Origin of the sequence: Curtobacterium sp. ME-Dv--P-122a (assembly GCF_030209645.1) — a bacterium.
GTDB lineage: Bacteria > Actinomycetota > Actinomycetes > Actinomycetales > Microbacteriaceae > Curtobacterium > Curtobacterium flaccumfaciens.
Window position 1 is genome coordinate 180,744 of record NZ_JARVRO010000006.1, and the last position, 23,124, is coordinate 203,867.

25 protein-coding genes are annotated in these 23,124 nt (G+C 69.2%); 15 read left to right on the top strand and 10 right to left on the bottom strand.

Going from position 1 to position 23,124, the window contains the following annotated elements; translation table 11 throughout:
* The first annotated feature begins 31 nt into the window (after positions 1 to 31).
* Genes QRN49_RS05655 through QRN49_RS05665 form a run of 3 tightly spaced genes read left to right on the top strand, consistent with a single transcriptional unit; the run spans position 32 to position 1,808 of the window.
* Positions 32 to 550 (top strand): hypothetical protein, encoded by a 519-nt coding sequence (locus tag QRN49_RS05655; RefSeq protein ID WP_284754341.1) that lies wholly within the window; start codon positions 32 to 34, stop codon positions 548 to 550.
* Between the two features lie 2 nt (positions 551 to 552).
* Positions 553 to 951 (top strand): hypothetical protein, encoded by a 399-nt coding sequence (locus tag QRN49_RS05660; protein WP_284754345.1) that lies wholly within the window; start codon positions 553 to 555, stop codon positions 949 to 951.
* A 35-nt stretch (positions 952 to 986) separates the two neighbouring features.
* Complete coding sequence (locus QRN49_RS05665) at positions 987 to 1,808, top strand: aldo/keto reductase (RefSeq protein WP_284754347.1); 822 nt, start codon at positions 987 to 989, stop codon at positions 1,806 to 1,808.
* Between the two features lie 473 nt (positions 1,809 to 2,281).
* Here the strand turns inward: QRN49_RS05665 and QRN49_RS05670 are convergent, their stop codons facing one another.
* The gene (locus tag QRN49_RS05670; RefSeq protein ID WP_284754348.1) at positions 2,282 to 2,767 is read right to left on the bottom strand and encodes a DUF4396 domain-containing protein; all 486 of its coding nucleotides are present in this window, start codon (positions 2,765 to 2,767) and stop codon (positions 2,282 to 2,284) included.
* A gap of 197 nt (positions 2,768 to 2,964) precedes the next feature.
* Here QRN49_RS05670 and QRN49_RS05675 point away from each other — a divergent pair, with 197 nt between their 5' ends.
* The 3 genes from QRN49_RS05675 (at position 2,965) to QRN49_RS05685 (ending at position 5,215) form a co-directional block, all read left to right on the top strand.
* Complete coding sequence (locus QRN49_RS05675) at positions 2,965 to 3,429, top strand: hypothetical protein (protein ID WP_282820258.1); 465 nt, start codon at positions 2,965 to 2,967, stop codon at positions 3,427 to 3,429.
* Positions 3,430 to 3,539: 110 nt separating this feature from the next.
* Positions 3,540 to 4,139 carry a DUF305 domain-containing protein gene (locus QRN49_RS05680; protein WP_282820257.1) on the top strand — a complete coding sequence of 200 codons (600 nt, stop codon included), beginning with the start codon at positions 3,540 to 3,542 and terminating at the stop codon, positions 4,137 to 4,139.
* Positions 4,140 to 4,468: 329 nt separating this feature from the next.
* Positions 4,469 to 5,215: a M23 family metallopeptidase gene (locus QRN49_RS05685; RefSeq protein ID WP_282818477.1), complete on the top strand. Its 747-nt coding sequence runs from the start codon at positions 4,469 to 4,471 to the stop codon at positions 5,213 to 5,215.
* Positions 5,216 to 5,218: 3 nt separating this feature from the next.
* On the opposite strand, the gene QRN49_RS05690 is transcribed toward QRN49_RS05685, so the two are convergent.
* From QRN49_RS05690 to QRN49_RS05710, 5 genes are all read right to left on the bottom strand, one after another.
* On the bottom strand, positions 5,219 to 5,491 hold the full coding sequence (locus tag QRN49_RS05690) for a hypothetical protein (protein WP_282818478.1): 273 nt from the start codon (positions 5,489 to 5,491) through the stop codon (positions 5,219 to 5,221).
* A 131-nt stretch (positions 5,492 to 5,622) separates the two neighbouring features.
* On the bottom strand, positions 5,623 to 6,147 hold the full coding sequence (locus QRN49_RS05695; RefSeq protein ID WP_282818479.1) for a P-loop nucleotide/nucleoside kinase family protein: 525 nt from the start codon (positions 6,145 to 6,147) through the stop codon (positions 5,623 to 5,625).
* A gap of 393 nt (positions 6,148 to 6,540) precedes the next feature.
* A complete protein-coding gene (locus QRN49_RS05700; RefSeq protein ID WP_111087533.1) occupies positions 6,541 to 7,209 on the bottom strand; it encodes a hypothetical protein in 669 nt (222 codons plus the stop codon).
* Positions 7,210 to 7,369: 160 nt separating this feature from the next.
* Positions 7,370 to 7,678, bottom strand: coding sequence for a hypothetical protein (locus tag QRN49_RS05705; RefSeq protein WP_284754360.1), 309 nt, complete (start codon positions 7,676 to 7,678; stop codon positions 7,370 to 7,372).
* Positions 7,679 to 8,004: 326 nt separating this feature from the next.
* Positions 8,005 to 8,382, bottom strand: a complete 378-nt coding sequence (locus QRN49_RS05710) for a hypothetical protein (RefSeq protein WP_284754361.1) — start codon at positions 8,380 to 8,382, stop codon at positions 8,005 to 8,007.
* A 206-nt stretch (positions 8,383 to 8,588) separates the two neighbouring features.
* On the opposite strand from QRN49_RS05710, the gene QRN49_RS05715 reads away from it, so the two are divergent.
* On the top strand, positions 8,589 to 9,167 hold the full coding sequence (locus QRN49_RS05715) for a GNAT family N-acetyltransferase (RefSeq protein WP_284754363.1): 579 nt from the start codon (positions 8,589 to 8,591) through the stop codon (positions 9,165 to 9,167).
* On the opposite strand, the gene QRN49_RS05720 is transcribed toward QRN49_RS05715, so the two are convergent.
* The 3 genes from QRN49_RS05720 to QRN49_RS05730 form a co-directional block, all read right to left on the bottom strand.
* Complete coding sequence (locus QRN49_RS05720) at positions 9,157 to 9,633, bottom strand: DUF4411 family protein (protein WP_284754365.1); 477 nt, start codon at positions 9,631 to 9,633, stop codon at positions 9,157 to 9,159. The genes QRN49_RS05715 and QRN49_RS05720 overlap by 11 nt on opposite strands.
* Complete coding sequence (locus QRN49_RS05725) at positions 9,630 to 10,724, bottom strand: helix-turn-helix domain-containing protein (protein WP_282818483.1); 1,095 nt, start codon at positions 10,722 to 10,724, stop codon at positions 9,630 to 9,632. The genes QRN49_RS05720 and QRN49_RS05725 overlap by 4 nt, the downstream gene beginning before the upstream one ends.
* 315 nt (positions 10,725 to 11,039) lie before the next feature.
* The gene (locus QRN49_RS05730) at positions 11,040 to 11,411 is read right to left on the bottom strand and encodes a hypothetical protein (protein WP_284754367.1); all 372 of its coding nucleotides are present in this window, start codon (positions 11,409 to 11,411) and stop codon (positions 11,040 to 11,042) included.
* A 182-nt stretch (positions 11,412 to 11,593) separates the two neighbouring features.
* Between QRN49_RS05730 and msrA the strand changes: the two genes are divergently transcribed.
* Complete coding sequence (gene msrA, locus QRN49_RS05735) at positions 11,594 to 12,115, top strand: peptide-methionine (S)-S-oxide reductase MsrA (protein WP_111024046.1); 522 nt, start codon at positions 11,594 to 11,596, stop codon at positions 12,113 to 12,115.
* Positions 12,116 to 12,133: 18 nt separating this feature from the next.
* On the opposite strand, the gene QRN49_RS05740 is transcribed toward msrA, so the two are convergent.
* Positions 12,134 to 12,493 (bottom strand): UBP-type zinc finger domain-containing protein, encoded by a 360-nt coding sequence (locus QRN49_RS05740; protein ID WP_071404761.1) that lies wholly within the window; start codon positions 12,491 to 12,493, stop codon positions 12,134 to 12,136.
* 177 nt (positions 12,494 to 12,670) lie between these two features.
* On the opposite strand from QRN49_RS05740, the gene ppk2 reads away from it, so the two are divergent.
* The 7 genes from ppk2 to QRN49_RS05775 all read left to right on the top strand — a co-directional run bounded on the left by ppk2 (position 12,671) and on the right by QRN49_RS05775 (position 23,101).
* Positions 12,671 to 13,579: a polyphosphate kinase 2 gene (gene ppk2 / locus QRN49_RS05745; protein ID WP_027467245.1), complete on the top strand. Its 909-nt coding sequence runs from the start codon at positions 12,671 to 12,673 to the stop codon at positions 13,577 to 13,579.
* A 169-nt stretch (positions 13,580 to 13,748) separates the two neighbouring features.
* On the top strand, positions 13,749 to 15,377 hold the full coding sequence (locus QRN49_RS05750; RefSeq protein ID WP_284754372.1) for an APC family permease: 1,629 nt from the start codon (positions 13,749 to 13,751) through the stop codon (positions 15,375 to 15,377).
* Positions 15,378 to 15,392: 15 nt separating this feature from the next.
* Positions 15,393 to 16,232 (top strand): urea amidolyase associated protein UAAP1, encoded by an 840-nt coding sequence (locus QRN49_RS05755; RefSeq protein ID WP_284754374.1) that lies wholly within the window; start codon positions 15,393 to 15,395, stop codon positions 16,230 to 16,232.
* A complete protein-coding gene (locus tag QRN49_RS05760; RefSeq protein WP_071404758.1) occupies positions 16,232 to 16,936 on the top strand; it encodes an urea amidolyase associated protein UAAP2 in 705 nt (234 codons plus the stop codon). The genes QRN49_RS05755 and QRN49_RS05760 overlap by 1 nt, the downstream gene beginning before the upstream one ends.
* The gene (uca, locus tag QRN49_RS05765) at positions 16,933 to 20,634 is read left to right on the top strand and encodes an urea carboxylase (RefSeq protein WP_502868978.1); all 3,702 of its coding nucleotides are present in this window, start codon (positions 16,933 to 16,935) and stop codon (positions 20,632 to 20,634) included. Before QRN49_RS05760 ends, uca begins: the two co-directional genes overlap by 4 nt.
* On the top strand, positions 20,631 to 22,382 hold the full coding sequence (atzF, locus tag QRN49_RS05770; protein WP_284754379.1) for an allophanate hydrolase: 1,752 nt from the start codon (positions 20,631 to 20,633) through the stop codon (positions 22,380 to 22,382). The genes uca and atzF overlap by 4 nt, the downstream gene beginning before the upstream one ends.
* Positions 22,383 to 22,408: 26 nt before the next feature.
* Positions 22,409 to 23,101: a TetR/AcrR family transcriptional regulator gene (locus QRN49_RS05775; RefSeq protein ID WP_284754381.1), complete on the top strand. Its 693-nt coding sequence runs from the start codon at positions 22,409 to 22,411 to the stop codon at positions 23,099 to 23,101.
* The last annotated feature ends 23 nt before the right edge of the window (positions 23,102 to 23,124 follow it).

Genomic DNA, 23,124 nt, shown 5'->3' on the forward strand with positions numbered 1-23,124 from the left:
TTTTGCAAGTTCTCGGCCAGGCTCGACGTTCATGAATACCTCCGTCAAGAGCGCCCTCGTAGCTGCCGCCACCATCTCCCTGTTGCTCGCCAGCGGTACCGCAGCCGAAGCGACGCAACCGCGCGAACCTCGAGCCGCGTGGGGGTACTACAACAAGGTGGTCAACAAGTCGAAGAAGTCCCACCACACCGGTTCGCAGATCCTCGCATCCTGCGGGTCCCGCACGTCCTCGATGAACTGCGGCCTCACGAAGGGCCGCGCAGCAACACGAACGATCGGTCTGGAGTTCGGTGCGACGAGGAAGTGGGCCGCGGGCAAGCTCAACTTCAGCGCTTCCCGCACACAGAGCGTCTCGGTGACCTGCAGCAGGCAGCGTGTCCCCAAGGGACGGATGCTCGTCGCCTACCCGGTCGGGAACCGCTACAAGTACAAGATCGAGAAGCACATGACCGGCGCTGGGAAGGACTACGTCACAGGTCGTTCCGGCTGGTTGTACGCCTTCAACCCGGGCAGTGCACGCGTGACGTGCGACATCATCCGGTACCGCTGAACATGTCCGCCCTGCGCCTGAGTATCAGCGCGGTCAGCATTGCCGTCGGCGCCTTGCTGCTGGCGGGATGTTCCACAGCAGGTCACCCGGCCCGTGCGGATGTCACGGTCGGGATGACGGTCACCGAAGCCGGTGCCCTCATCCCGGACGGTGACGCGTTCGTCTGGTACGACCTGTCTCCACAGGTGCTCCATCGCCCGGCGACACTGTCTCAAGCCGACGGAGCGGACGGCGTCATCGTCGCCGTCTGCGATGGGAGTGGCCACGGGGACGTCGCGGTCGGGGTTGTTCCGGAGAGGGACTTCGACGGCGCAGTGAGCACCGCTGCCCGCAAGGAGGAGTACCGGCACTTCCTCCCCGAGTGCGCGCAAGCCCGAGGACACTCGGGTTCCCCACCGTGACCGTGGCTGAACCCGACCGGCGTACTGTCCGCTGCATGCCCGCACTCATCGACACGTTCACCCTGTCCAACGGTCTGCACATCCCGAAGATCGGCTTCGGCACCTGGCAGATCCCGTCCGGCTCCGACGCGTACGACGCCACGAAGACCGCTCTCGACCTCGGCTACCGCCACATCGACACCGCCTTGGCGTACGGCAACGAGGCGAGCGTCGGCGAGGCCGTCCGCGACAGCGGCATCCCCCGCGACGAACTCTTCATCACCACGAAGCTGCCGGCCGAGATCAAGACGGCCTCGGGCGCCCGCGACGCCTTCGAGGAGTCGAGCCGCAACCTCGACCTCGGACACGTCGACCTGTACCTGATCCACGCGCCGTGGCCCTGGAGCGACATGGGCTCCGACCACCGAGACGGCAACGTCGAGGTGTGGAAGGTCTTGGAGGAGCTCTACGACGCCGGCCGCACCAAGAGCATCGGCGTCTCGAACTTCGCCGTCACCGACCTCGAGGACCTGCTCGGCCGCACGGACGTCGTCCCGCACGCCAACCAGATCCGCTGGTTCATCGGCAACACCCAGGACGAGACGACCGCCTTCGACCGCGAGCACGACATCCTGACCGAGGGGTACTCCCCGCTCGCCACCGGAGGCCTGCTCGAGAACGAGCAGATCGCCGAGATCGCGGCGAAGTACGACAAGACCGTCGCCCAGGTCGCCATCCGCTACCTGCTCGAGAAGGACGTCCTGCCGCTGCCGAAGTCCACGACCCCGTCGCGCATCGCCGAGAACGCCGACGTCGACTTCGTGCTCGCCGCCGAGGACGTGGCCGCGCTCGACGCGCTCGAGGACACCGCGAGCTGACGCGGCCCCACCCCGCACGGGAGGCGCGGTGCCGACTGGCACCGCGCCTCCGGTCCGTACACGGCCGAGTCACGGGCGAGGCTCCGCCACCGTGCGGACGCACCGTGATCTCGGCTACGAAGTGCCGGTCCTCGTGCTCGAGGTTGTCGTCGGGGGGCGTCCGTGACCGTCACGGCGATGCCGGTGTCGAGAAGGATGTCGGCGCGGGTTCCTTAGCCTTCGTCGCCCGGGGTGGCGTGGAGCGTTTAGCGCCCCTTCACCGGGCATTTTTGCGGGACAGGTATACGGAAATACCCCTGGTCAGGCGGCAGTAGACAACGGACGGCGTCGAAGGTGACAGCTGTCGTCTAGCGGTGATCCATCGGCTATCGGACAAGCAGACGCGACCGGTTCAGCGATTGTTGGGACCTATCCACTTGTGCGTGCCGGTGCGACGAGGGCGTAGTCAACAGAAGCCTTGCGGCACGACTCCTTCAGTGATGGCCATGAACGACGGCGTGGCCCAGGCCGCGGCTGATCATCCACCGGTTGACGGGGGTAGTCACGATGAACGCGACAACGAGGGCGAACGCGAGGGAGCCCCAGAACAGCCAGTCGCTCAGCTGTGCGTCCATCGCGCCGGGGACAGCGACGATGACGGTGTTGTCGATGATCTCCATCACCGCGATCGACACCGTGTCGGCGGCGAGGGCGACCTTGAACGCGGCGGAGAAGGTCAGGCCCGAGCGGATGACACCGCGCATCGTGAGGGCGTAGCCGAAGATGAACGCGAGCACGATCGACAGGATGATCGTGCCGGTGTTGTGCAGGCCGGTTGCGGTGCCGATGACCATGCCGAGGACTTCACCGATTGCGCAGCCGGTGAGGCAGTGCAGCGTCGCTTGCGCGGCCATTGACCAGGTTGTCGTCCCGCGACTCCCGCTGTGCTCGGTCATGTTGTGGTGCTCGTGCGCGTCCATGGTGCTCCTCGTCAGTCGCTGTCAACGTCTCGTTCTGGTACCCCCTGGGGGTACCCTAGACGTCTAACGCCGATCCCTGTGATGTGTTCCCAAGTCGATCCGTGTGGCCGTGAATCCGCTCCGCCGGTTGCTTCCGCTTGAGCTGCTGTCGCACCATGGACTCCGCACCCCTGACCCGTCGGACTCACGAAAGCCGCATGCTCCTCACCGCCAACGCTCCGCATCGTCGCCTGCTGCTGCAGGTCACGGCGACGTTGGCGTTGCTGCTGTTGATCGGATTCACGGTGCTGATGCACAGCATGCTCGGCCACACCACCGGCTCCGAGCACGCGATGACCACGGCGTCGAGCGCCATGAGTGCGGAGCACGCCCACAGCGCACCCACCGGCCACGCTGAGCACGCCGCTGCACCGGCCGGCACCGTCATGACGGCGTTGAGCGATGCCGGCTGTGACGGCGGCCTGTGTGCACTGATGTGTTCGCTGATGGGGATGGCGTGCGCGCTGACGATCGCCCTGTTCGCGTGGGCGCTGCTGCGCGCCCGGAACGGCGGGGTCCTCTACGTCCTGGCGCGGCTACTCGCGCTGGTTGACCGGGTGGCGCGCCGCGTCGCGACACCGAAACCGCCGTCACTGACGGCGTTGCAGATCATCCGCATCTGATTCCTTCCCGCGGGATCCCCCACCTCGGGAGTTCCCGCATGCCCGGAAACCCCGGGTAGGCACACGCCTGCCTGGATCACCTGACGCATCCACGGGAACGGAAACCTCTAATGCACACCACCACGCGGGCCCTCGCGGCCGCCGCCGCACTCACCATCGGCCTCACCCTCGCCGGCTGCTCGACCAACAGCACCGGATCTTCCGACAACTCGTCCTCGTCGACGTCGGCGGCGTCGGCGCACAACGACCAGGACGTGATGTTCACGCAGGGGATGCTGCCGCATCACCAGCAGGCGATCGAGATGAGCGACATGCTCCTCGATAAGGGCTCCGACGTTGACGCCGATGTTGTCACCCTCGCCAAGCAGATCAAGGCGGAGCAGGCGCCGGAGATCAAGACGATGACCGGCTGGCTGAAGGCCTGGGGTGAGCCCACGGAGGCCTCGAGCATGTCCGGGATGGATCACTCCTCGATGTCGGGCGGGATGATGTCCGACTCCGACATGGACGCCCTCGACAAGGCCTCCGCTGCTGACGCGGGGAAGCTCTACCTCGAGCAGATGGTCCAGCACCACACCAGCGCCGTCGACATGGCCAAGACCGAAGTCGACAAGGGCAAGAACTCCGACGCGATCGCCCTGGCGAAGTCGATCGTGTCGAGCCAGACCGAGCAGATCACCCAGATGAAGGACATGCTCGCGTCGATGTGACCCCGGCGCGGGTCGCGGCGGTGCCCCCCTTCACTGCCGCGGCCCGCGACCGGCCCCTTCTTCTTTTCACGCTTGACTCCGGTCGAGCCCCTCTTCCTTCGGTCCGTCCGGACCGTCCTCGTTCTTGGAGCATGCCTGTGCCCCCGCACCACCCCCAGACACTCACTCCCACCCCGCTGACCCGCCGGGAAGCTCTCGCCGCGGAACGCGCCGCAGCGAGCATCCACCCCCGCCGTACCAGCACGGCGGCCCGAGCTGGCGTCCACCCAGTCGCCGTCAGGCCGCTGCCGGCCCCGTCCGGTCCCGCGTCACCGTCCCGTGGCCGCACGTTGCGGTCCCGTGCGCTGGCAGCGATCCCCGTCACCGGAGCCACCGCAGCGATGGCGCTGTTCGCCGCAGCAGCACTACCCGCCCAAGCCACCACCGGGCCGGTCTCCACGGTGCCCGGCATCAGCCCGGTCACCACGGGGCAGAGCTTCACCGCTGCCGGCGTGACCATCTCGGCTGACCGGGACGGGTACACCGTCACCAAGCCCGCACCGAAACCGACCATCACCACCACCAAGCCCGCCAGCACGGCGACCGCAGCCGACAGCGAAGCGGCCACACCGACTGCCGCGACCGGTGCGATCGTGAACACCGGGGCGGGCGACATCCGCTGGCCCGTCGCCGGCGCCATCCGGATCAGCTCACCCTTCGGCGCACGCAGCGCCCCGTGCGCGACATGCTCGTCCATGCATCAGGGCGCGGACATCACCCCCGGCGCCGGCACCCCGATCGGCGCCGTCGCCGCCGGCACCGTCCGCGTCTCCGGCACGCACCCGGAGTACGGCCAGTACGTCATCATCGACCACCAGATCGACGGGCAGACCATCTCCACCCTCTACGCGCACATGATCTTCGGCTCATCCCCACTGCGCGCCGGGCAGCAGGTCGCCGTGGGACAGCTCGTCGGCCTCGTCGGGAACACCGGCGCCAGCACCGGCGCGCACCTGCACCTGCAAGTGATGCTCGGCGGCGTAACACCAGTCGACCCGATCGCCTGGCTTACTGCGAACGCGGGCCGCAGCGTGTGAGTGTCAGCGCCCGAACTTCCCGGTCGTGCGCTTGGACTCCCACCGGTCGAGTTGGTGCAGTTCGGTACGAGAGTGGCCAACAGCCGCCATGGCCTCCTTGATCCGCGCGATTGAGAGCTCTTCAGCGGCCGCGCGTCCGAGCAGTGCCGGCATCATCTCGTCGGTCTGTCCGTTCCGATCCCACCCGTTGTTGCCGATGAAGTGCAAGGTTTCGAGGAGGTCATGCTGCGCCTTAGTGAAACCGATCCAGGACAAGCCTGCGGGAGGTGGGGTCATGCCTTGATTCTGCTACCTGACCTTCGTCCGATAGTCGATCAGCTACCGAGGCGAGATCACGACACGGAGCGGTGCGGAAACGACGACACCGAGATCCGGTTCTGGTCCTCGAGCGTCCGGTTGACGATCGCCTACCGGACGGTGGCGGCCTCGATTACCTCGGCGGTGGCCGCGATGATCGCTGGGTCACTCGTGGAAGTCGCGTCGATGACCAACGGGTCTTCCTCCACCGGTGCTTCGAAGCTCGCGCCGTGTTCTGCGAGCACCGCGTCTGTGACGTCGGGCCGCACCTGCTTTTCCCTGTTGGCTAGGACTCGTTGACGCTGCAGCTCCGGGCTGACCTGTACCCACACCAGCACGAAGGGAACCCCTGCCGCTGATGCGGTCGCCCGCCACTCATCACGGATGAAGCGCGGCGACCCAGTGTCATCAACGACGACGTGGCGGCCAGCGGCAAGGAGCCCACCGGCACGCTCGTGCGCGATCCGGTTCGTGGTCGCCCACTCCTCCAACGGAATGCCCTGCCCTCCGTGAAGACCGCGATCCTCGTTGATCCGGTCGAGGGTCAGCAACTCGGCATCTAACGCATGGGACAACCCGGCAGCGAACGTGCTCTTTCCCGAGAACGACAACCCACACGTCAGCACCAGCGCCATGCTCCGGACACTACAACTGTCGATGCCGGTGAGCGCGACGAAGCTAAGTGGGTACGCCCGCGCGTACCGTTCTTAGGTGCCCGATAGGCGATCGTCTACCGATCGCTGGAACGGCGCTCGACTCGAGCTCGACGTCGCTCGTCACGCCTCGCCCGCCACTCGGCGTCCTGCTGGTCCTGTAGCGGGCTTCGACTCATGCTCCCGCTGGCGGCGAGGAAGATGAGCACGGCGACGACAACCAGGACTACCGGCACGAGCAACTGCAGAATCAACATTGCTACCCCTATCGATCGGTCGTGCCACTCCAGATGTGGGTGGAGCTTAGCGAGCCGTTGGTGACAGAGGTGCCGTCCGGTTGCCTATCAGCTATCGGGACAAGTTCGCCCGGCTTCTTCAAGGTTGCGGCAGGACTCCGCCGAAGGAATCGCGCCCCTTCCGGACCTCCCCCGGCAGCTCAAAGTCGAGGTCGTTTGCAGCTGCTGCGCGTAGCAGTTCGGCACGCGTCCAGTACACCGCCTGCATGAGGTCGTGCAGCTTCGAGACGACTGCGTGACGGACCGTGGCGTCCGTCGTGACGTCGTCGAGTCGTTTCAGTGCGTCGGGCGTCTCGTGCAGAAGTCGGCCATAGATGTAGTCCATCGCGATCTGGTCGTTGCCGTGCATCTGGCCAGCGTTCTCGCCGTTATCACCGAGCACTCGGCCGGAGTACATGTGGGCGCCAACGAGATCTCCGTTCTTCACTCTCGCATTGACGAAGCGCTTCAGCCCATCGAGCTCTGCGCGGCGGTGCGCGCCGACCGACTGTCGCAGCAGTGAGACGACCGTCGGAAGATAGCTGTCCTCCTTCATCGCGAAGAAGACGCGGCAGCGGGCCGCATTGGCCTGCAAGACATCGTCGTCGAGGTCAGGTACGCCGAGATCGAGGCCGACGATCTGTACTCGGTCGGTGCCGGGGATGGGCTGTACCCGGAAGCGCATCTCCCACCCTTGCGCGTCCATCGGGCGTGCGTCGAATATCCGCCCCTTCAGCACCCAATCGGCGCGCGCGAGGAACTTCAGCATCCGCGCCCTTCGAACGTCCGCCGTGGGTGCCCCTGTTCTCTGTGCCACGCGGTGATCCTCACACGGTCCACCGACGCCTCGAGCGGCCGCCTCACTCCGGGTCAAAGAACCGTCCGTCAGCCGATCGTCAAACGAGGTGGCGTTCGACCCGATCTCTCCCTCAGAACCAGCGCAGAATGAACTGCTCGAGTACGTTCCGCATCACTCCTACCGCTCCGGGCGCCGGTTCCCCAGAGTCGCGTCCGACGCTCTTGAGGAGCGCACTCTGCGCAGCCTCGTATTCGCCGCGTTCGATGTCGGTGAACGAGTCCGGGGCTACGGTCCGACTCGCGCTGACGGCTTCCAGCCGACGGAAGCCGTAGCGGAGGCCGACTGGCCGCGGCGCAGCCTGGATCAGCTGCAGCAGATGCGCGTGCGAGTAATTCTCCGAGCAGCGAGCAGCACGACCGATGAAGTCGGTGAGGCCCAAGAGCCCTGCTTCGGTTGAGACGATCCGGACCTGAACGAGTCGAGCGCGACTGCAAAGGTCGTACAAGACAGCTTCATCCATTGCGATCCCTCCTCAACCTGGCCGCAAGCTTGCCACGAAGGGCCATTCTGGTGCTCCAAGCGAGGAGCGCTTCCGGTGGAGGATCGGCTACCGGGACGCGATCACGACACAGAGCGAGGCTGCTCACAGTTCGACGCCCGCGTGTCGCGTGTCCCCCGAAATTGTCGGAGATCCCGCTCGAGGACCGCCATCTCGCACCCACTCGGCCGCCAGCTCGTCGACGTTGACGATCTGATGAAGCTGGCTTAGAGATCCAGACGATGGGCCTTTGCGAGCACATCCGCTTGACGGTTCTTCCCGTGCCGGCGATGGAAGGGGATGAGGACGCGCATCGGGGGCTGGTTCGACCGGTAGACGTTGCTGTCGGGTCCGGTGTAGAGCCCGCCACCCGGGCCGGTGTACAACCCACCGCCAGGCCCGGTGTACAACCCACCGCCAACGCCCGTGTAGGCACCGCCACCGACACCGGTATAGGCACCGCCGCCAACGCCCGTGTAGGCACCGCCGCCAACGCCCGTGTAGGCACCGCCGCCAACGCCGGCGTACAGACCGCCCCCAACGCCGGTGTAGAGCCCACCGCCGATGCCGGTGTAGCGGTTGCGAGGCCACGTGTTTGTGGTCATGAGAGCACGCCTTGTACGAAGTGACAAGTACTCGGAACAGTAGTGGCAGGGTCCGACGTTCACCATGGATACCTGTAGCAGGGACGTACTCCCGACCCGCTGTTGCGCGCCTCGCTGCGCGATCACTTCCAACCAGTAGCCAAAGCGTCCGGTGGCCGATCGGCTATCGAGACGGCCAGTAATGAGCAGGTGGGTACGCTTCGCGGGTGACGAACTTGACCGGAAGCCGTGTTCTTTTGCGTCCCTGGACGGCCGATGACGCTGCGTTCGTGTTTGACATGTACGCACGGTGGGACGTTCAGCGCTACCTCGGGCACGAGCCCAAAGTCATGGAGAACATCGACGCAGCTCACGCCTTGATCGGTCGTCTCCGCGCACGCAGCGGCCCGGTGCTGGGGTACTGGGCGGTCGAAGCCACTGCAACTGGTACACCCGTCGGCACGGTCATGTTGCAACCCATCAGGCTCTCGGGAACGCGTGAACCCTCCGCCGAGGTCGAGATCGGCTGGCACTTCCATCCAGATGCGTGGGGCCACGGATACGCAACCGAGGCGGCGCAGCTGCTGCTGCGGCACGCTTCAGCATCCGGGCTCGACCGGATCATCGCGGTTGCCCACGTCGAGAACGCTGCGTCGCGCCGAGTCTGTCTGCGTCTCGGGCTGACGAGCCAGGGACGGACGACTCGTTACTACGACGCGGAATACGAGTTGTTCGAATCGGGCTCGCTTCGCACCGACCGATCCTCAACCGGGACCGCATACGGTCCAACACGGATCACCCGTTAGAGGAAAACTGCCATCCTTCAGCGCGAGCGAGCGCGAAGAAGTTCAACGTGTCGACCTGATGTTCGGTGGCGACGTTGGGGATCCTCTGGTTGTGATCTTGAACGTTGTCGCCAGCGCGGCGTTCCTCGGTGACGATCGTTCGGCCCCCAGCCGCCGCGTGTGCGATCAGCCATGGATCGGCAGCGTTGGCAGTGCCTTGCACCCAGCCGGGGTGCGCAGTGCTGATCGCGTCAACGATCGGAATTTCCTCAGCTGTGATCTCGCAGACGAACCCGGTCTCGTTCTTCGCCCAGCTGTGCAGCTGGTCGCCGCCGCGGGCAAGTTCGTCGAGGACTTCCCGACAGATGCACGCGTGCCGGGCGTCGATGAGCGCTTCAAGTTCAGCCCAGGGGCCGGGGAAGATGTCGCGCGGGTAGTGCCGGTTGAGCAGGATGAGGATGTTCGTGTCGAGGGTGTAGTCGGTCACTGGCTACCTCGTCGTTGGTACTCCTGCTCGAGCTTCTCGACCGTGGGGATCTTCGCGCCGAGCATGTAGCTGGCCTCGAGGTAGTCAACGCGGTTCTGATGCAGGGCTCGCATCACCCGGCCGACATAGGTCGGACCGAGGTCGCGGTATCGCAGCGTCGCGTACGGCGGGTGGCCGTCGGCGGCGCTGAGCTGGTCGCGTTCGCGCTGCCAAACGTCATCGGACTCCTGCCGCACCTGTTCCAGGTCCACCGTCTCGATCAGCTGCAGGCTGTGCAGGCGGATCGCGGCCGCGAGCGTGCTCACCCCGTACGTGCTGACGACCTGGCGCACCATGTCGGCCCGACCGCCGCGCGTGACGCGGCGGCGCACGTCCGAGGCGGGCATCAGGACCTCGGCTGCAAACGCATTACAGAGGGACTCTTCACGGCCGTCTTCTTGCTCAACACACACACCGCTGGACCGGTTGCTGAGGTGGCCTAGCTCGTGGAACAGGGTGAAGATCTTCCCGTTCGCGGCGTCGGCGCCGTTGACGAGGATGATCGGGTACTGCTCGTGAAACACGGACAGCCCCCGGTAGGTGCTGCGCGGCACACCGGTGCTCTGGAACACCAGCACCCCAAGCGCCTCGAGAGCCTCCCTCCACCGGTTGAACCCCTCCCCCGGCGTCCGCGGTTTGCCTTCCGGGAGGACGGCGAGCAGCTGCCGCCGGAGCGCGGCTGCGGCAGCAGCGAGGGTGCGGCGTTCGAACGGCTCGAGTCGGAGCTGCGCAGCGGGCGGACCGTCGAGTTCGAGGGTGGTGTCGCGGTACTGCTCGGCACGTTTAGTCTCGCGCCGCACCACGCTTGGGACGGTGCCGGCGGTTGCGCCGCGGAAGTCGACCACGGCGGGCACCCCGGTAGACGCCGGCGGGTCGGTGAGGAAAAACGCGATCGTGCGTTCGAGATGGTGCGCCACCTTCCGCAGCTGCGGAAGGGTAGGAGCGACGTCACCGGCCTCCCACTGCTCCACCTGCGTCGGCTTCACGGCAGCGCTCCGGGCGAGCTCTTCGGCGCTGATACCCATCGCGGTGCGGGCCCACTCGAGGGTCACCCCACGTATGGGCACGCGCACGCTCATGTCAACTCCGGAGGGATTCTGTGTGGGTCGATCCTGCCATGACACTAGCGACCACGACTGTCGACGGCAGGGATGAGCTGCGGAGGGAGTCCAGCACACAAGTGGGTAGGACAATCTTCCCGCGAATGACGTGTCCGAAAGCCGATCGGCTATAGGGCACCGAGACCAGCGCTCCTGTGTCCGTCGACGACGTGATCCACCTCGCAGTCGACCCTGTCTCGAAACCGAGCTGGAGTGAACGGCATCAGCTCCTCGGGAGCGTGTGGCGGCGAGTTCGGTTCACGACCGTCATCGGATCGACAGATCGATCGCGACGACACCGAGCACGAAGATCAGGACGATGACCACGAGGCCGATCGTGGGTATCAGCACCTGTCGCCGCACCGTGGGAGCACCGGACGCCCCGATGACCCAGGTCGTGATCGCGACGACGAGTGCGAGGAGCGGCACGAGGAACTGTGCGGTCTCCCCGACGACGTACGAACACCGCACCGTCTCGTCGGAGCCACACGGCGTGTACTGCAGGTGCGCGGCGAGCATCCCCGGCAGCGAGCCGATCGCCACGAACACCTCGAGGAAGACGAGGAAACAGAACGCGAGTCCGAGCAGCCACCAACCACGTGGACGGCGCTGGACTTCGTCGATGGATGACCGCTTCATGTGAGGCTGACCGTACCGCAGGGGTGACACGGAGCACGGACTCGTAGGGTCGAGTCGTACCGACCGCACACCCGGGTGGGTCCGTGCCCCACAGCGGACCTGACGACGGGAACAGATCGTCCCTGTTGCCGGTTGCACCACACGGTGTCGCAGCCAGTGACACGAGAGCCCAGGAGGCCACCATGACCACCACCGAGACCGCCATCCTCGCCGGCGGATGCTTCTGGGGAGCGCAGCAGCTCCTCCGTCGTCGTCCCGGCATCGTCAGCACCCGCGTCGGCTACTCCGGCGGCGACGTGCCGAACGCGACGTACCGCAACCACGGCGACCACGCCGAGTCGGTCGAGATCGTCTTCGACCCGTCCCAGATCTCGTACCGGGACCTGCTGGAGTTCTTCTTCCAGATCCACGACCCGTCGACGAAGGACCGCCAGGGCAACGACATCGGTCGCAGCTACCGTTCGGCCATCTTCTACACGACCGACGAGCAGAAGCAGGTCGCACTCGACACCATCGCGGACGTCGACGCGTCGGGCATCTGGCCCGGCAAGGTCGTCACCGAGGTCACCGCGGCCGGCCCGTTCTGGGAGGCCGAGGACGAGCACCAGGACTACCTCGAGAAGAACCCGCACGGCTACACCTGCCACTTCGTGCGTCCGGGCTGGAAGCTCCCGCACCGCGACGAGGCGACCGCGGCCGTCTGACCTGACGACCGCCGCGGATCAGCGCGATCCGCCGAGCAGTTCCAACCAGTCCCCGGGAAGGCGATCCGCCGGCCCGGGGACTGCCTGCGTCACGGGGTGGCTGGTGGGGGCAGCGAGCTCGAGCCCCTCGGAACGGGTGTCGTCGCGGTAGTCCCACGCCCAGGTCTCGCCGGGCTCGTAGCTCTGGATGACCGCGTGCCCGGTCTCCTCCCAGTGCCGCGTCGCGTGCGTGTTGAGGGAGTCGTCGCAGCAGCCGACGTGGCCGCACGCCGCGCAGCGGCGCAGGTGCACCCACCACGAGCCGGTCGCGTCGCACTCGACGCACCCGTCTCCGCTCGGTGCGATCTCGGGGTGGATCATCTCGGCCTGGTCCGTCATGGCCCCATCATGCCTGTGAAGGGCCACATGCGGTCGGGAGGCACGGGGCGGGCCCGCACCGCGCCTCCAGGCCGTCATCGGGTCGCGTCCAGGGCGAGGCGTGGGGCGGTCGTGCGGGTGGCCGGGCCAGGATGGCCCTGGGGCCGACAGCCGATCGGCTCGCAGAGGGAGGACACCGTGGACACAGCGCCGTACTCGCAGCCGTTGCGGGAGTACATCGAACAGCTGCGGACCGAGGGGTACAGCGTCGCGGACGGTCAGACGGCCGACCCGGAGCTGATCGACCCGCACGGCAACCCGGTGCTCACCTGGCAGGACGACTACCCGTACTCGGAGCGCCTGCCGCGGGACGAGTACGAGTACCAGAAGTACCTGCTGCAGATCGAGCTGCTGAAGTGCCAGTACTGGCTCGAGGACACCGGCCAGAAGGTCGTGGTGCTCTTCGAGGGGCGTGACGCCGCGGGCAAGGGCGGCACGATCAAGCGGTTCACGGAGCACCTCAACCCCCGGACCTCGCGGGTCGTCGCGCTGAGCAAGCCGACCGAGCGCGAGCGCGGTGAGTGGTACTTCCAGCGCTACGTGCAGCACCTGCCGGCCGCCGGTGAGATGGTCCTGTTCGACCGCTCCTGGTACAACCGTGCCGGCGTCGAACGGGTGATGGGGTTCTGCAGCGACGACGAGTACGAGTCGTTCATGACCCAGGTGCCGCAGTTCGAGCGGATGCTCGTCGACTCCGGCATCCACCTGACGAAGTTCTGGTTCTCGGTGACCCGGCGCGAGCAGCGGACCCGGTTCGCGATGCGACAGCTCGACCCGGTGCGACGGTGGAAGCTGTCCGACATCGACCTGCTGTCGCTCGACCGGTGGGAGGACTACACCGAGGCGAAGACGGCGATGTTCACCCGGACGAGCAAGCGCTACGCGCCGTGGACGATCGTGCGGTCGAACGACAAGAAGCGCGCGCGGCTCAACGCGATGCGGTACTTCCTGACGCAGTTCGACTACCCGGACAAGGCCGCCGACGTCATCGGCAAGCCGGACCCGCTCATCGTCCGCCGCGGCAAGCGGGACGTGGACGTCGAGTGACCCCCCGGTGATCCCCCACCGCTGATCCGCCCGCCGACTCGGAACATTTACACGCCGGGGCCTGCCGTCACGCACTCGAAACAGACGGGCAACGGCGCCGACACAGGGCCGCAAGACACTTGTCGCACTACCTGTCACCCGACAGGTACTCCGCGAAAGGTCTGCAGTCATGCGTTCTCCGCAAGCACCGCTCCACGCACCGCGCGCCACGTCCGACGTCGACACCCAGGGGCTCGCCCGCCTCGGCTACGAGCAGGAACTCCACCGCGGGGTCGGCTCGTTCTCCTCCTTCGCGGCGGGCTTCTCCTTCGTCTCGATCCTCACCACGGTCTTCCAGCTGTTCGGACTCGGCTTCGGGCTGGGCGGTGCTGCGTTCTTCTGGGCGTGGCCGCTCGTCTTCGGTGGCCAGCTGCTCGTCGCGCTGAACTTCGCGCAGCTCGCGGCCCGCTGGCCGATCTCCGGCGCGATCTTCCAGTGGTCGAGCCGCCTGGCCGGAGCCCGCTTCGGCTGGTTCACCGGCTGGACGATGATCATCGGCCAGATCCTCACCGTCGCGGTGGCGGCCATCGCCGTGCAGGCCGTGCTCCCCGCGATCTGGGACGGGTTCCAGGTCGTCGGCGGTCCGGGCGCGGACCCGTCCGTCGCGTCGCCGACCGGTGCCGCGAACGCGGTGGTCCTCGGGCTGGTGATGCTCGCCGTGACGACGATCGTGAACATCACGAGCGTCCGGCTGATGGCCCGCGTGACGAGCTTCGGCGTGCTCATCGAGATCATCGGCGTCGTCGTGCTCATCGGCGCCCTGTTCCTGCTGCCGCACCGCAGCGCCTCCGTGGTGTTCACGACCACCGGGTCGACGAGCACCGAGCCGTACGTGTGGGCGTTCCTGGCCTCCTCGCTGATGGCCGCGTACGTGATGGTCGGCTTCGACTCGGCCGGTGAGCTCGCCGAGGAGACCCACAACCCGCGCCGGACCACCCCGAAGACGATCGTCCGGGCGCTCACGGTCTCCGGCCTCGGCGGCGGGCTGCTCATCATCGGCGCCCTCGTCGCCGCCCCGAGCCTGACCGACGGCAAGCTCGCCACGCAGGGACTCGCCTGGGTGATCACCTCGACCCTCGGCGACGTCTTCGGTCGACTCCTGCTCTGCACCGTCGCCGTCGCGGTCTTCGCCTGCACCCTCGCCGTGCAGACCGCCGGTGCCCGGATGGTCTACTCGATGGCCCGCGAGAAGGCGCTGCCCTTCCACCGCACCCTGGCCCGCGTCTCGCCCCGCACCGGCACCCCGATCGCCGCGTCGATCGTCGTCGGGGTCGGCGCCGGGCTGGCCCTCGCCGTCAACATCGGGCAGTCCGCGATCTTCACCGCCCTGTCGAGCCTGTGCATCGCGATGCTCTACCTGGCCTACCTCGGCGTCACCGGGCCGCTGCTGGTCCAGCGGATCAAGCTCCGTCGTACCGGGCTGCCGACCGGGGTCGACGAGGACGGCAAGCCGCTGTTCACCCTCGGTCGCTGGGGCATCCCGCTGAACGCCCTGGCCGTGGCGTTCCAGATCGGCATGGCGATCAACCTCATCTGGCCCCGGCCGGAGATCTACGACCTGACCGGCACCTCGTGGTGGCTGCAGTACAGCGCCCTGCTGTTCATCGGCGGCGTGCTGCTCGTCGGCTGGGCGTGGTCGAGCTGGCGGCACCGCACACACGGGCCGATCACCCTGGCCGAGGTCCCCACCACCGCGGCGGTGCCCGTCCCCTCAGCCGCGACTGCGGCGAGCCCGACCGCCGCCTCCGTCGAAGCCTGATCCGGAAGGAACCCCATGCGCGACCTCCACCAGACCGACAGCGTGCTCGCCTCCCGGTCCGACGCACGTGCCCAGGCCGGCTCGCAGTCCGAGTACATGCCGTACCTGCCGGCGTCGTCGTCACCGTTCGCCCCCCATGGCGTCGACCCCGCTCAGCTCGTCTGGGCCGAGACGGTGGCGCCGGGGGGGTACACGCACAAGGTGCTGGCCCGCGGGTCACGGCTGCGGTTCGACGACCCTACGGGTCAGGCCTGCGCCAACGTCCTGGTGTTCAACGCGCTCGAACCGTGGGAACGGCTCAACGTCGCCGACACCCAGAAGATCCCGTGGCAGGCGTACCTGGGCCAGGGTTCGCCCCTGCTGAGCGGGGACGGCCGAGCGCTCGCGACCGTGCTCGAGGACACCTCGGGGCACCACGACGCGTTCTGCGGCACCTCGACCGACGCCTGGAACGAGCGGAAGTACGGCGACGCGGCACCCGAGGGGCGCACCCCGAGCGGTCGGTCGCTGTTCGCGAAGGCCGCCGCCAAGCACGGGCTCACCAAGCGGGACCTGCCGCCGAGCATCTCGTTCTTCCAGGGCGTGCGGATCGACGCCGAGGGGGCGATGACCTTCACCGGTTCGGCCGGCGCGGGCACCCACGTCACGCTCGTCGCCGAGCTGCCGCTGCTCGTCCTGGTCGCGAACGTCGCGCACCCGATCGACCCGCGCCCGGACTACGCGGTCGGACCACTGCGGGTGCACGCATGGCGCGGGGCCCCGACGACCGCGGCCGACGAGCGGTTCACCGCGACGCCGGAACTCACCCGCGCCTACCTGAACTCGATCGACCACGCGGAAGCCCGAGGCCTGTGATGACCGACACGACGACCCACACCCCCACCTCCACCGTCCCGGTCGGAGCCGTCCACGACCCGGACGTCGCCCTCGACTGGAGCGAGTCCCTGGTGCCGGGCGCCGTGGTCCGCGACGACCGGGTCGCCCCGCTGGCGCCGTGGTCCGCCGTGGTCCGCGCCGGCGAGGTGCTCACCATCGTCGACGTCGGCGGCAACCAGAGCGCCGACTGCCTGCTCTACGACGCCCACGACCCCGACGAGCGGTACAGCGTGCCGGACACCCTCGCCGCACAGGGCAACGCGTACGTCCGGACCGGCACCGTCCTGATGTCGAACGAGGGCCGCCCGCTGATGACCGTCGTCGCGAACGAGATCGACCGGCAGGACACCATCGGCGGCGCGTGCTCGAAGGAGTCGAACACCCTGCGGTACGGGCACCACACCCAGTACCAGCACGGCTGCCGCGAGAACTTCCTGGCCGAGGCCGGCCGCCACGGACTCGGTGCCCGCGACATCGTGTCGAACCTCAACTGGTTCATGAACGTGCCGGTCGAGGCCGACGGCGCCCTCGGGATCGTCGACGGCATGAGCGCCCCCGGCAAGCGGGTCGCGATCCGTGCCGAGCGGGACGTGCTCGTCGTCGTCTCGAACTGCCCGCAGATGAACAACCCCTGCAACGACTTCTCCTGCACACCGCTGCGCATGATCGTGGTCCAGCCGTGACCGCCGCGCCCGACCCCACCGGGACCGCCACCGTGAACCAGACCCCCGCCCTCAGCACGGACACCGTCCTCGTCGCGAACCGCGGTGAGATCGCCCGTCGCATCATCCGCTCCGCGAAGGCGCTCGGCATGCGCACCGTCGCCGTCTACTCGGACGCCGACCGCGCGGCACCCCACGTCCGCGAGGCCGACACCGCCGTCCGGCTCGGTCCCGCACCCGCCCGCGACTCGTACCTGCGCATCGACGCGGTCGTGCAGGCCGCGAAGGACACCGGCGCCGGGCTGGTGCACCCCGGCTACGGGTTCCTGTCCGAGAACACCGAGTTCGCCCAGGCCTGCGAGGACGCCGGCATCCGGTTCGTCGGGCCGACCGCCGACCAGATCGTCCGGTTCGGCGCGAAGCACACCGCCCGCGAGCTGGCCGCCGCGGCAGGGGTCCCGATGCTCGCCGGCACCGGACTGCTCGCCAGCGTCGACGACGCCGTGGCCGAGGCCGAGCGCATCGGGCTGCCCGTCATGCTCAAGGCCACCGGGGGTGGCGGCGGGATCGGCATGCAGGCGTGCTCGACCCTCGACGAGGTCCGTGAGGCCTACACGAGCGTCGTCCGCCTGGCGACTGCGAACTTCGGGTCGGCCGGCATCTTCCTCGAACGACTCGTGCGGCCGGCCCGGCACGTCGAGGTCCAGCTCTTCGGCGACGGCGAGGGCCGCGTCGCGGTGATCGGCGACCGCGACTGCTCCCTGCAGCGCCGCAACCAGAAGGTCATCGAGGAGGCCCCGGCACCGGCGCTCCCCGAGCACGTCCGCGCCGAGCTGCACGCGTCCGCACGCCGCCTGGCCGAGAGCGTCGGGTACCGCAGCGCCGGCACCGTCGAGTTCGTCTACGACCCGGTGCGCGAAGAGGCGTCGTTCCTCGAGGTGAACACCCGCCTGCAGGTCGAGCACCCGGTCACGGAAGAGGTCTTCGGTGTCGACCTCGTCGAGCTCATGCTCCGCCTGGCCCGCGACGGTGCCGCCGGCATCGACCCCGACGTGTTCGACCGCACCTGGACCCCGAACGGCCACGCCGTCGAGGCCCGTGTCTACGCCGAGGACCCGGCGAAGGGCTCGCTGCCCTCCAGCGGCCTCGTCACCCAGGCCGTGTTCCCGAGCGCGACCACGGCATCCGGCGAGCGCACCGGCATCCGCGTCGACGGCTGGGTCGAGACCGGCTCCGAGGTGTCCGCGTTCTACGACCCGATGCTCGCCAAGGTGATCGCCACCGGGGAGACCCGCGACGACGCCCTCGACCTGCTGCGCGACGGGCTCGCGGCCACCCGCATCGACGGCATCGTCACGAACGCCGGGCTGCTCCGCGCGCTGACCGACGACCTCGAGCTCCGCACCGCCACGCACTCCACCTCGACGCTCGACGCGACCGAGGACCCGGACCCGCGCATCGACGTCGTCGCACCGGGCACCATGACGATGATCCAGGACCTGCCGGGCCGGGTCGGGTACTGGCAGGTGGGCGTCCCGCCGAGCGGCCCGTTCGACGCGGCGTCCTTCGCCGAGGCGAACCGCGCCGTGGGCAACCCGGAGGGTGCCCCCGCGCTCGAGGTCACCGCCACCGGCCCGACGCTCCGGTTCTCGGCCGCCGCGGTGGTCGCGCTCACGGGTTCGCCGGCGCCGGTCACCCTCGACGGTGAACCCGTGGCGCTGTGGGAGCCCGTCGAGGTCGGCGCCGGCCAGACCCTGGCGATCGGCACGGCACCCGGTCCGGGCCTCCGCACCTACCTGGCGGTCCGGGGCGGCTTCGACGTGCCGACGTACCTCGGCTCGACCGCGACCTTCACGCTCGGTGGCTTCGGCGGTCACGCCGGTCGGGCCCTGCTCGCCGGCGACGTCCTGCGCCCGGGCTCCCCGGACTCGGACGCCCCGCACCCGGCGTTCCCGTCCGGCACGCGTCTGGGCCTGGTGGGCGGTCCGACCCCGGCCGACCGCCGCACCGCGCTCACCGACGCGTGGGAGATCGCCGTCACCGAGGGGCCGCACGCGGCGCCGGACTTCTTCACCCGCGACGACCTCGACGTCTTCTACGCCACCGACTACGCCGTGCACCACAACTCGGCACGCACCGGCATCCGACTCATCGGCCCGCGGCCGGAGTGGGCACGGACCGACGGCGGCGAGGCCGGTCTGCACCCGTCGAACATCCACGACACCCCGTACGCCGTCGGTGCGATCGACTTCACCGGGGACACCCCGATCATCCTCGGCCCGGACGGGCCGTCGCTCGGCGGCTTCGTCTGCCCCGCCGTGGTCGCCAGCGGCGACCTGTGGAAGCTGGGCCAGCTCCGACCGGGTGACACGGTCCGGTTCGTCCCCGTCCGCGAAGCCGACGCCGCCGCGCTCGACGCGCACCGGGCCTCCAGGACGGTGCCGCGCACCGGAGGCGACGGCGACGACGGCGTGATCGCCCGCCTGGACACGACCGACGTGCGGCCGAGCGTCGCGTACCGACGCGACGGCGACGACAACGTGCTCGTCGAGTACGGCGACATGACCCTCGACATCGCGCTGCGGATGCGCGTGCACGCGCTCATGACGAAGCTGCAGGAGCACACGCCGAAGGGGATCCTCGACATCACGCCGGGCATCCGCTCCCTGCAGGTGCACACCGACGCCTCCGTGCTCAAGGCGCGCGACGTGGCGGGGCTGCTCCGCGAGCTCGAGGACGAGATCCCGCCGACCGACCAGCTCGTCGTGCCGTCACGCACCGTCAGGCTGCCGCTGTCGTGGGACGACCCGGCCACCCGCCTGGCGATCGAGCGGTACATGAACGGCGTCCGGAACGACGCCCCGTGGACGCCGTGGAACATCGAGTTCATCCGTCGCATCAACGGGCTCGAGAGCGTCGACGACGTCTTCCGCACCGTGTTCGACGCGAGCTACCTGGTGCTCGGCCTGGGCGACGTGTACCTCGGTGCCCCGGTCGCGACCCCGCTCGACCCCCGGCACCGCCTGGTCACGACGAAGTACAACCCGGCCCGCACCTGGACCGCCGAGAACTCCGTCGGCATCGGTGGCGCGTACCTGTGCATCTACGGCATGGAGGGTCCCGGCGGCTACCAGTTCGTCGGCCGCACCGTGCAGATCTGGAACCGGTTCCGCCGCGGCGGGCTGTTCCAGGAGAACCCGTGGGCGCTGCGGTTCTTCGACCGGATCGAGTGGTACCCGGTCGGTGCCGACGAACTGCTCGAGCTGCGCGCCGAGACGGACGCCGGACGGGGCTCGTTCGAGACCGTCGAGGGCGAGTTCTCGATCGCGTCCTACAACCGGTTCCTGGCCGACAACGCCGGGTCCATCGCGGACTTCCGAGCGCAGCAGGCGCAGGCGTTCGGCGAGGAGAAGGAGCGGTGGCGGGCATCGGGCGAGTTCGACGTCCGTGACGAACCGGCCGCCGTGGTGGCCGACGCCGTGACCGTGCCCGAGGGGTCGACCGCCGTGTACGCCCCCTTCACCTCGACCGTGTGGCAGGTGGACGTCCGCCCGGGTGACCGTGTGGACGAGGGGCAGAAGCTGCTGGCCGTGGAGGCGATGAAGATGGAGTCGATGGTGCACGCACCGGTGCCGGGCCACGTGCTCGAGGTGTACATCAAGCCGGGCGACCAGGTCGCGCCGGGCCAGGTCCTCGCCGCGATCGGAGCGGCAGCGTGAGCGGGATCGGCGTGGCGAGCGCCGGCCCGACCGCCGCCACCGCGGCCGCCACGACGTCCGCCGCGGCCCGCGTCCGCGACGCCTTCGCCCGCATCGACGCCGTCGACCGCCCCGAGGTCTGGATCACCCTGCGTGACCGCACCGACGTGCTGGCCGAGGCCCTCGCCGTGGACCCGTCCCTGCCCCTGGCCGGCCTGCTGTTCGCCGTGAAGGACAACATCGACGTCGCCGGCCTGCCCACCACCGCAGCCGCCCGCTCCTACGCCCACGACCCCGCCGCCGACGCCACCGCCGTCGCCCGGCTCCGCGCCGCCGGCGCCGTCGTCGTCGGCAAGACGAACCTCGACCAGTTCGCCACCGGCCTGGTCGGCACCCGGTCGCCGTTCGGTGCGGTCCGGAACGCCTGGGACCCGACGCGGATCTCCGGCGGGTCGTCGAGCGGTTCCGCCACGGCGGTCGCGCTGGGCATCGTCGACTTCGCGCTCGGCACCGACACCGCCGGGTCCGGCCGGGTGCCCGCCGCGCTCGGCAACCTGGTCGGGGTGAAGCCGACGAAGGGGCTCGTGCCGAACACGGGCGTCGTCCCCGCCTGCCGCTCGCAGGACTGCGTCACGGTGTTCGCCCGGTCGCTGGACCTGGCGCGCACGGCGGCCGAGCTGATGGCCGGTCCGGACGGCGTCGACCCCCTCGCGCGGCCCGACCTCGCCCTCGCCGACCTGCCGGCCGTCCCGCGCATCGCGGTGCCGCTGCCGTCGCAGCTCGAGGGACTCGCACCCGGCTGGGCCGAGGCGTTCGCCGCGGCCGTCGACCGGTTCCGTGCGCTCGGACACCAGGTGGTCGAGGTCGACATCGCACCCCTGCTCGACGCCGCGTCACTGCTCTACGACGGCGCGTTCGTCGCCGAGCGGTACGCGGCCGTCGGCGCCCACATCGAGGCCCACCGCGACGAGGTCGGTGCCGACCTCGACCCGTCGGTCGCCGCGATCGTGCTCGGTGGCGCACGACCGACCGCCGCGGAGCTCTTCGCCGACCAGGAACGGCTCGACGCGTTCGGGGCAGCGGGTCGCGCTGCACTCGAGGGCACGACCGCCCTGCTCACCCCGACGACGACGTGGCACCCGACGCTCGAGCAGGTCGCGGCCGATCCGATCGGCGCGAACAGCCGGATGGGTCGGTACACGAACTTCGCGAACCTGCTCGACATGGCCTCGCTCGCGGTGCCCGCCGGCTTCGTCGACGGCCTGCCCTTCGGCGTCATGCTCACCGGCCCGGCGTTCAGCGACCGGCGCCTGGCGGCGTTGGCCGCCGCGTTCGCCGCCCCGACCGTCGACCTGCTGGTCGTCGGGGCGCACCTGCGCGGGCAGCCGCTGAACGGACAGCTGGTCGCGTCCGGCGGATCGTTCGTCCGGGAGGCCCGCACCGCGTCCGACTACCGGCTGTACGCCCTCGACACGGTGCCGCCCAAGCCCGGGTTGGTCCGCGTGGGTCCGGTCGCGTCCGGCGCTGCTGCGCCTGGGTCGGGCTCGGGCTCGGGCTCGGGCTCGGGCATCGTCGGGGAGGTCTGGCGCCTGCCCGCCGCCGGCTTCGGCACCTTCGTCGCGGCCCTGCCGGCACCGATGGCGATCGGCACCGTGGCGCTCGACGACGGCACCGAGGTCACCGGGTTCCTGGTCGAGCCGTTCGCGGTCGAGGGCGCCGAGGACATCACCCACCACGGCGGCTGGCGCGCGTACCGGGAGCAGTCGTGACGGACACCGGCTGTCAGGATGGGGGCATGTCCCCCGACGACCGGCCCGTGCGCCCCGGCCGACCGCGGGTCGTGCCGAACGCCGACTCCGCGCTGAGCCCGCGCGACCAGATCCTCGACGCCGCCGCCGCGCTGTTCGTCGAGAACGGCATCAGCGCGACCTCGACCCGGGCGATCGCCGAACGGGTCGGGATCCGGCAGGCCTCGCTGTACTACCACTTCGCCGGCAAGGACGACATGCTCGTCGAGCTGCTCACGACCTCGGTGCGCCCGAGCCTCGAGCTGGTCCGCGGCCTCGAGCATCTCGTGCCGGAGTCGGCCTCGGCAGCCGGGGCCCTCGCCGCGCTGGTCGTCGCCGACGTGGACACCCTCGCCCGCACGCCGCACAACATCGGCACGCTCTACCTGCTGCCCGAGGTGCAGGGCGAGCGCTACGACGGGTTCCGGGCCGAGCGCGTCGAACTCCAGGAGGCCTACGGGCGCCTCGGCTCGCGCGCTGCCACCCCGGACGTCGCCGCCGGTGTCTCGCCGTCGCGCCTCGGTGCGGTGCTCATCCAGATCACCGAGACCGTCATCCAGCTCCGCCGGTCCGGCCCCGTGCAGGACGCCGACCGCGATGCCCTCGTGGCGACCTGCCTGCGCGCCTGCGGCCTCGACACCGCCGCCGTGGCCGAGGCCCGGCGCGACGCCGAGTCCCTGCTGGCCGCCGTCGCGGTCTGACCCTCCCTCTCCCCTCTGCAAGG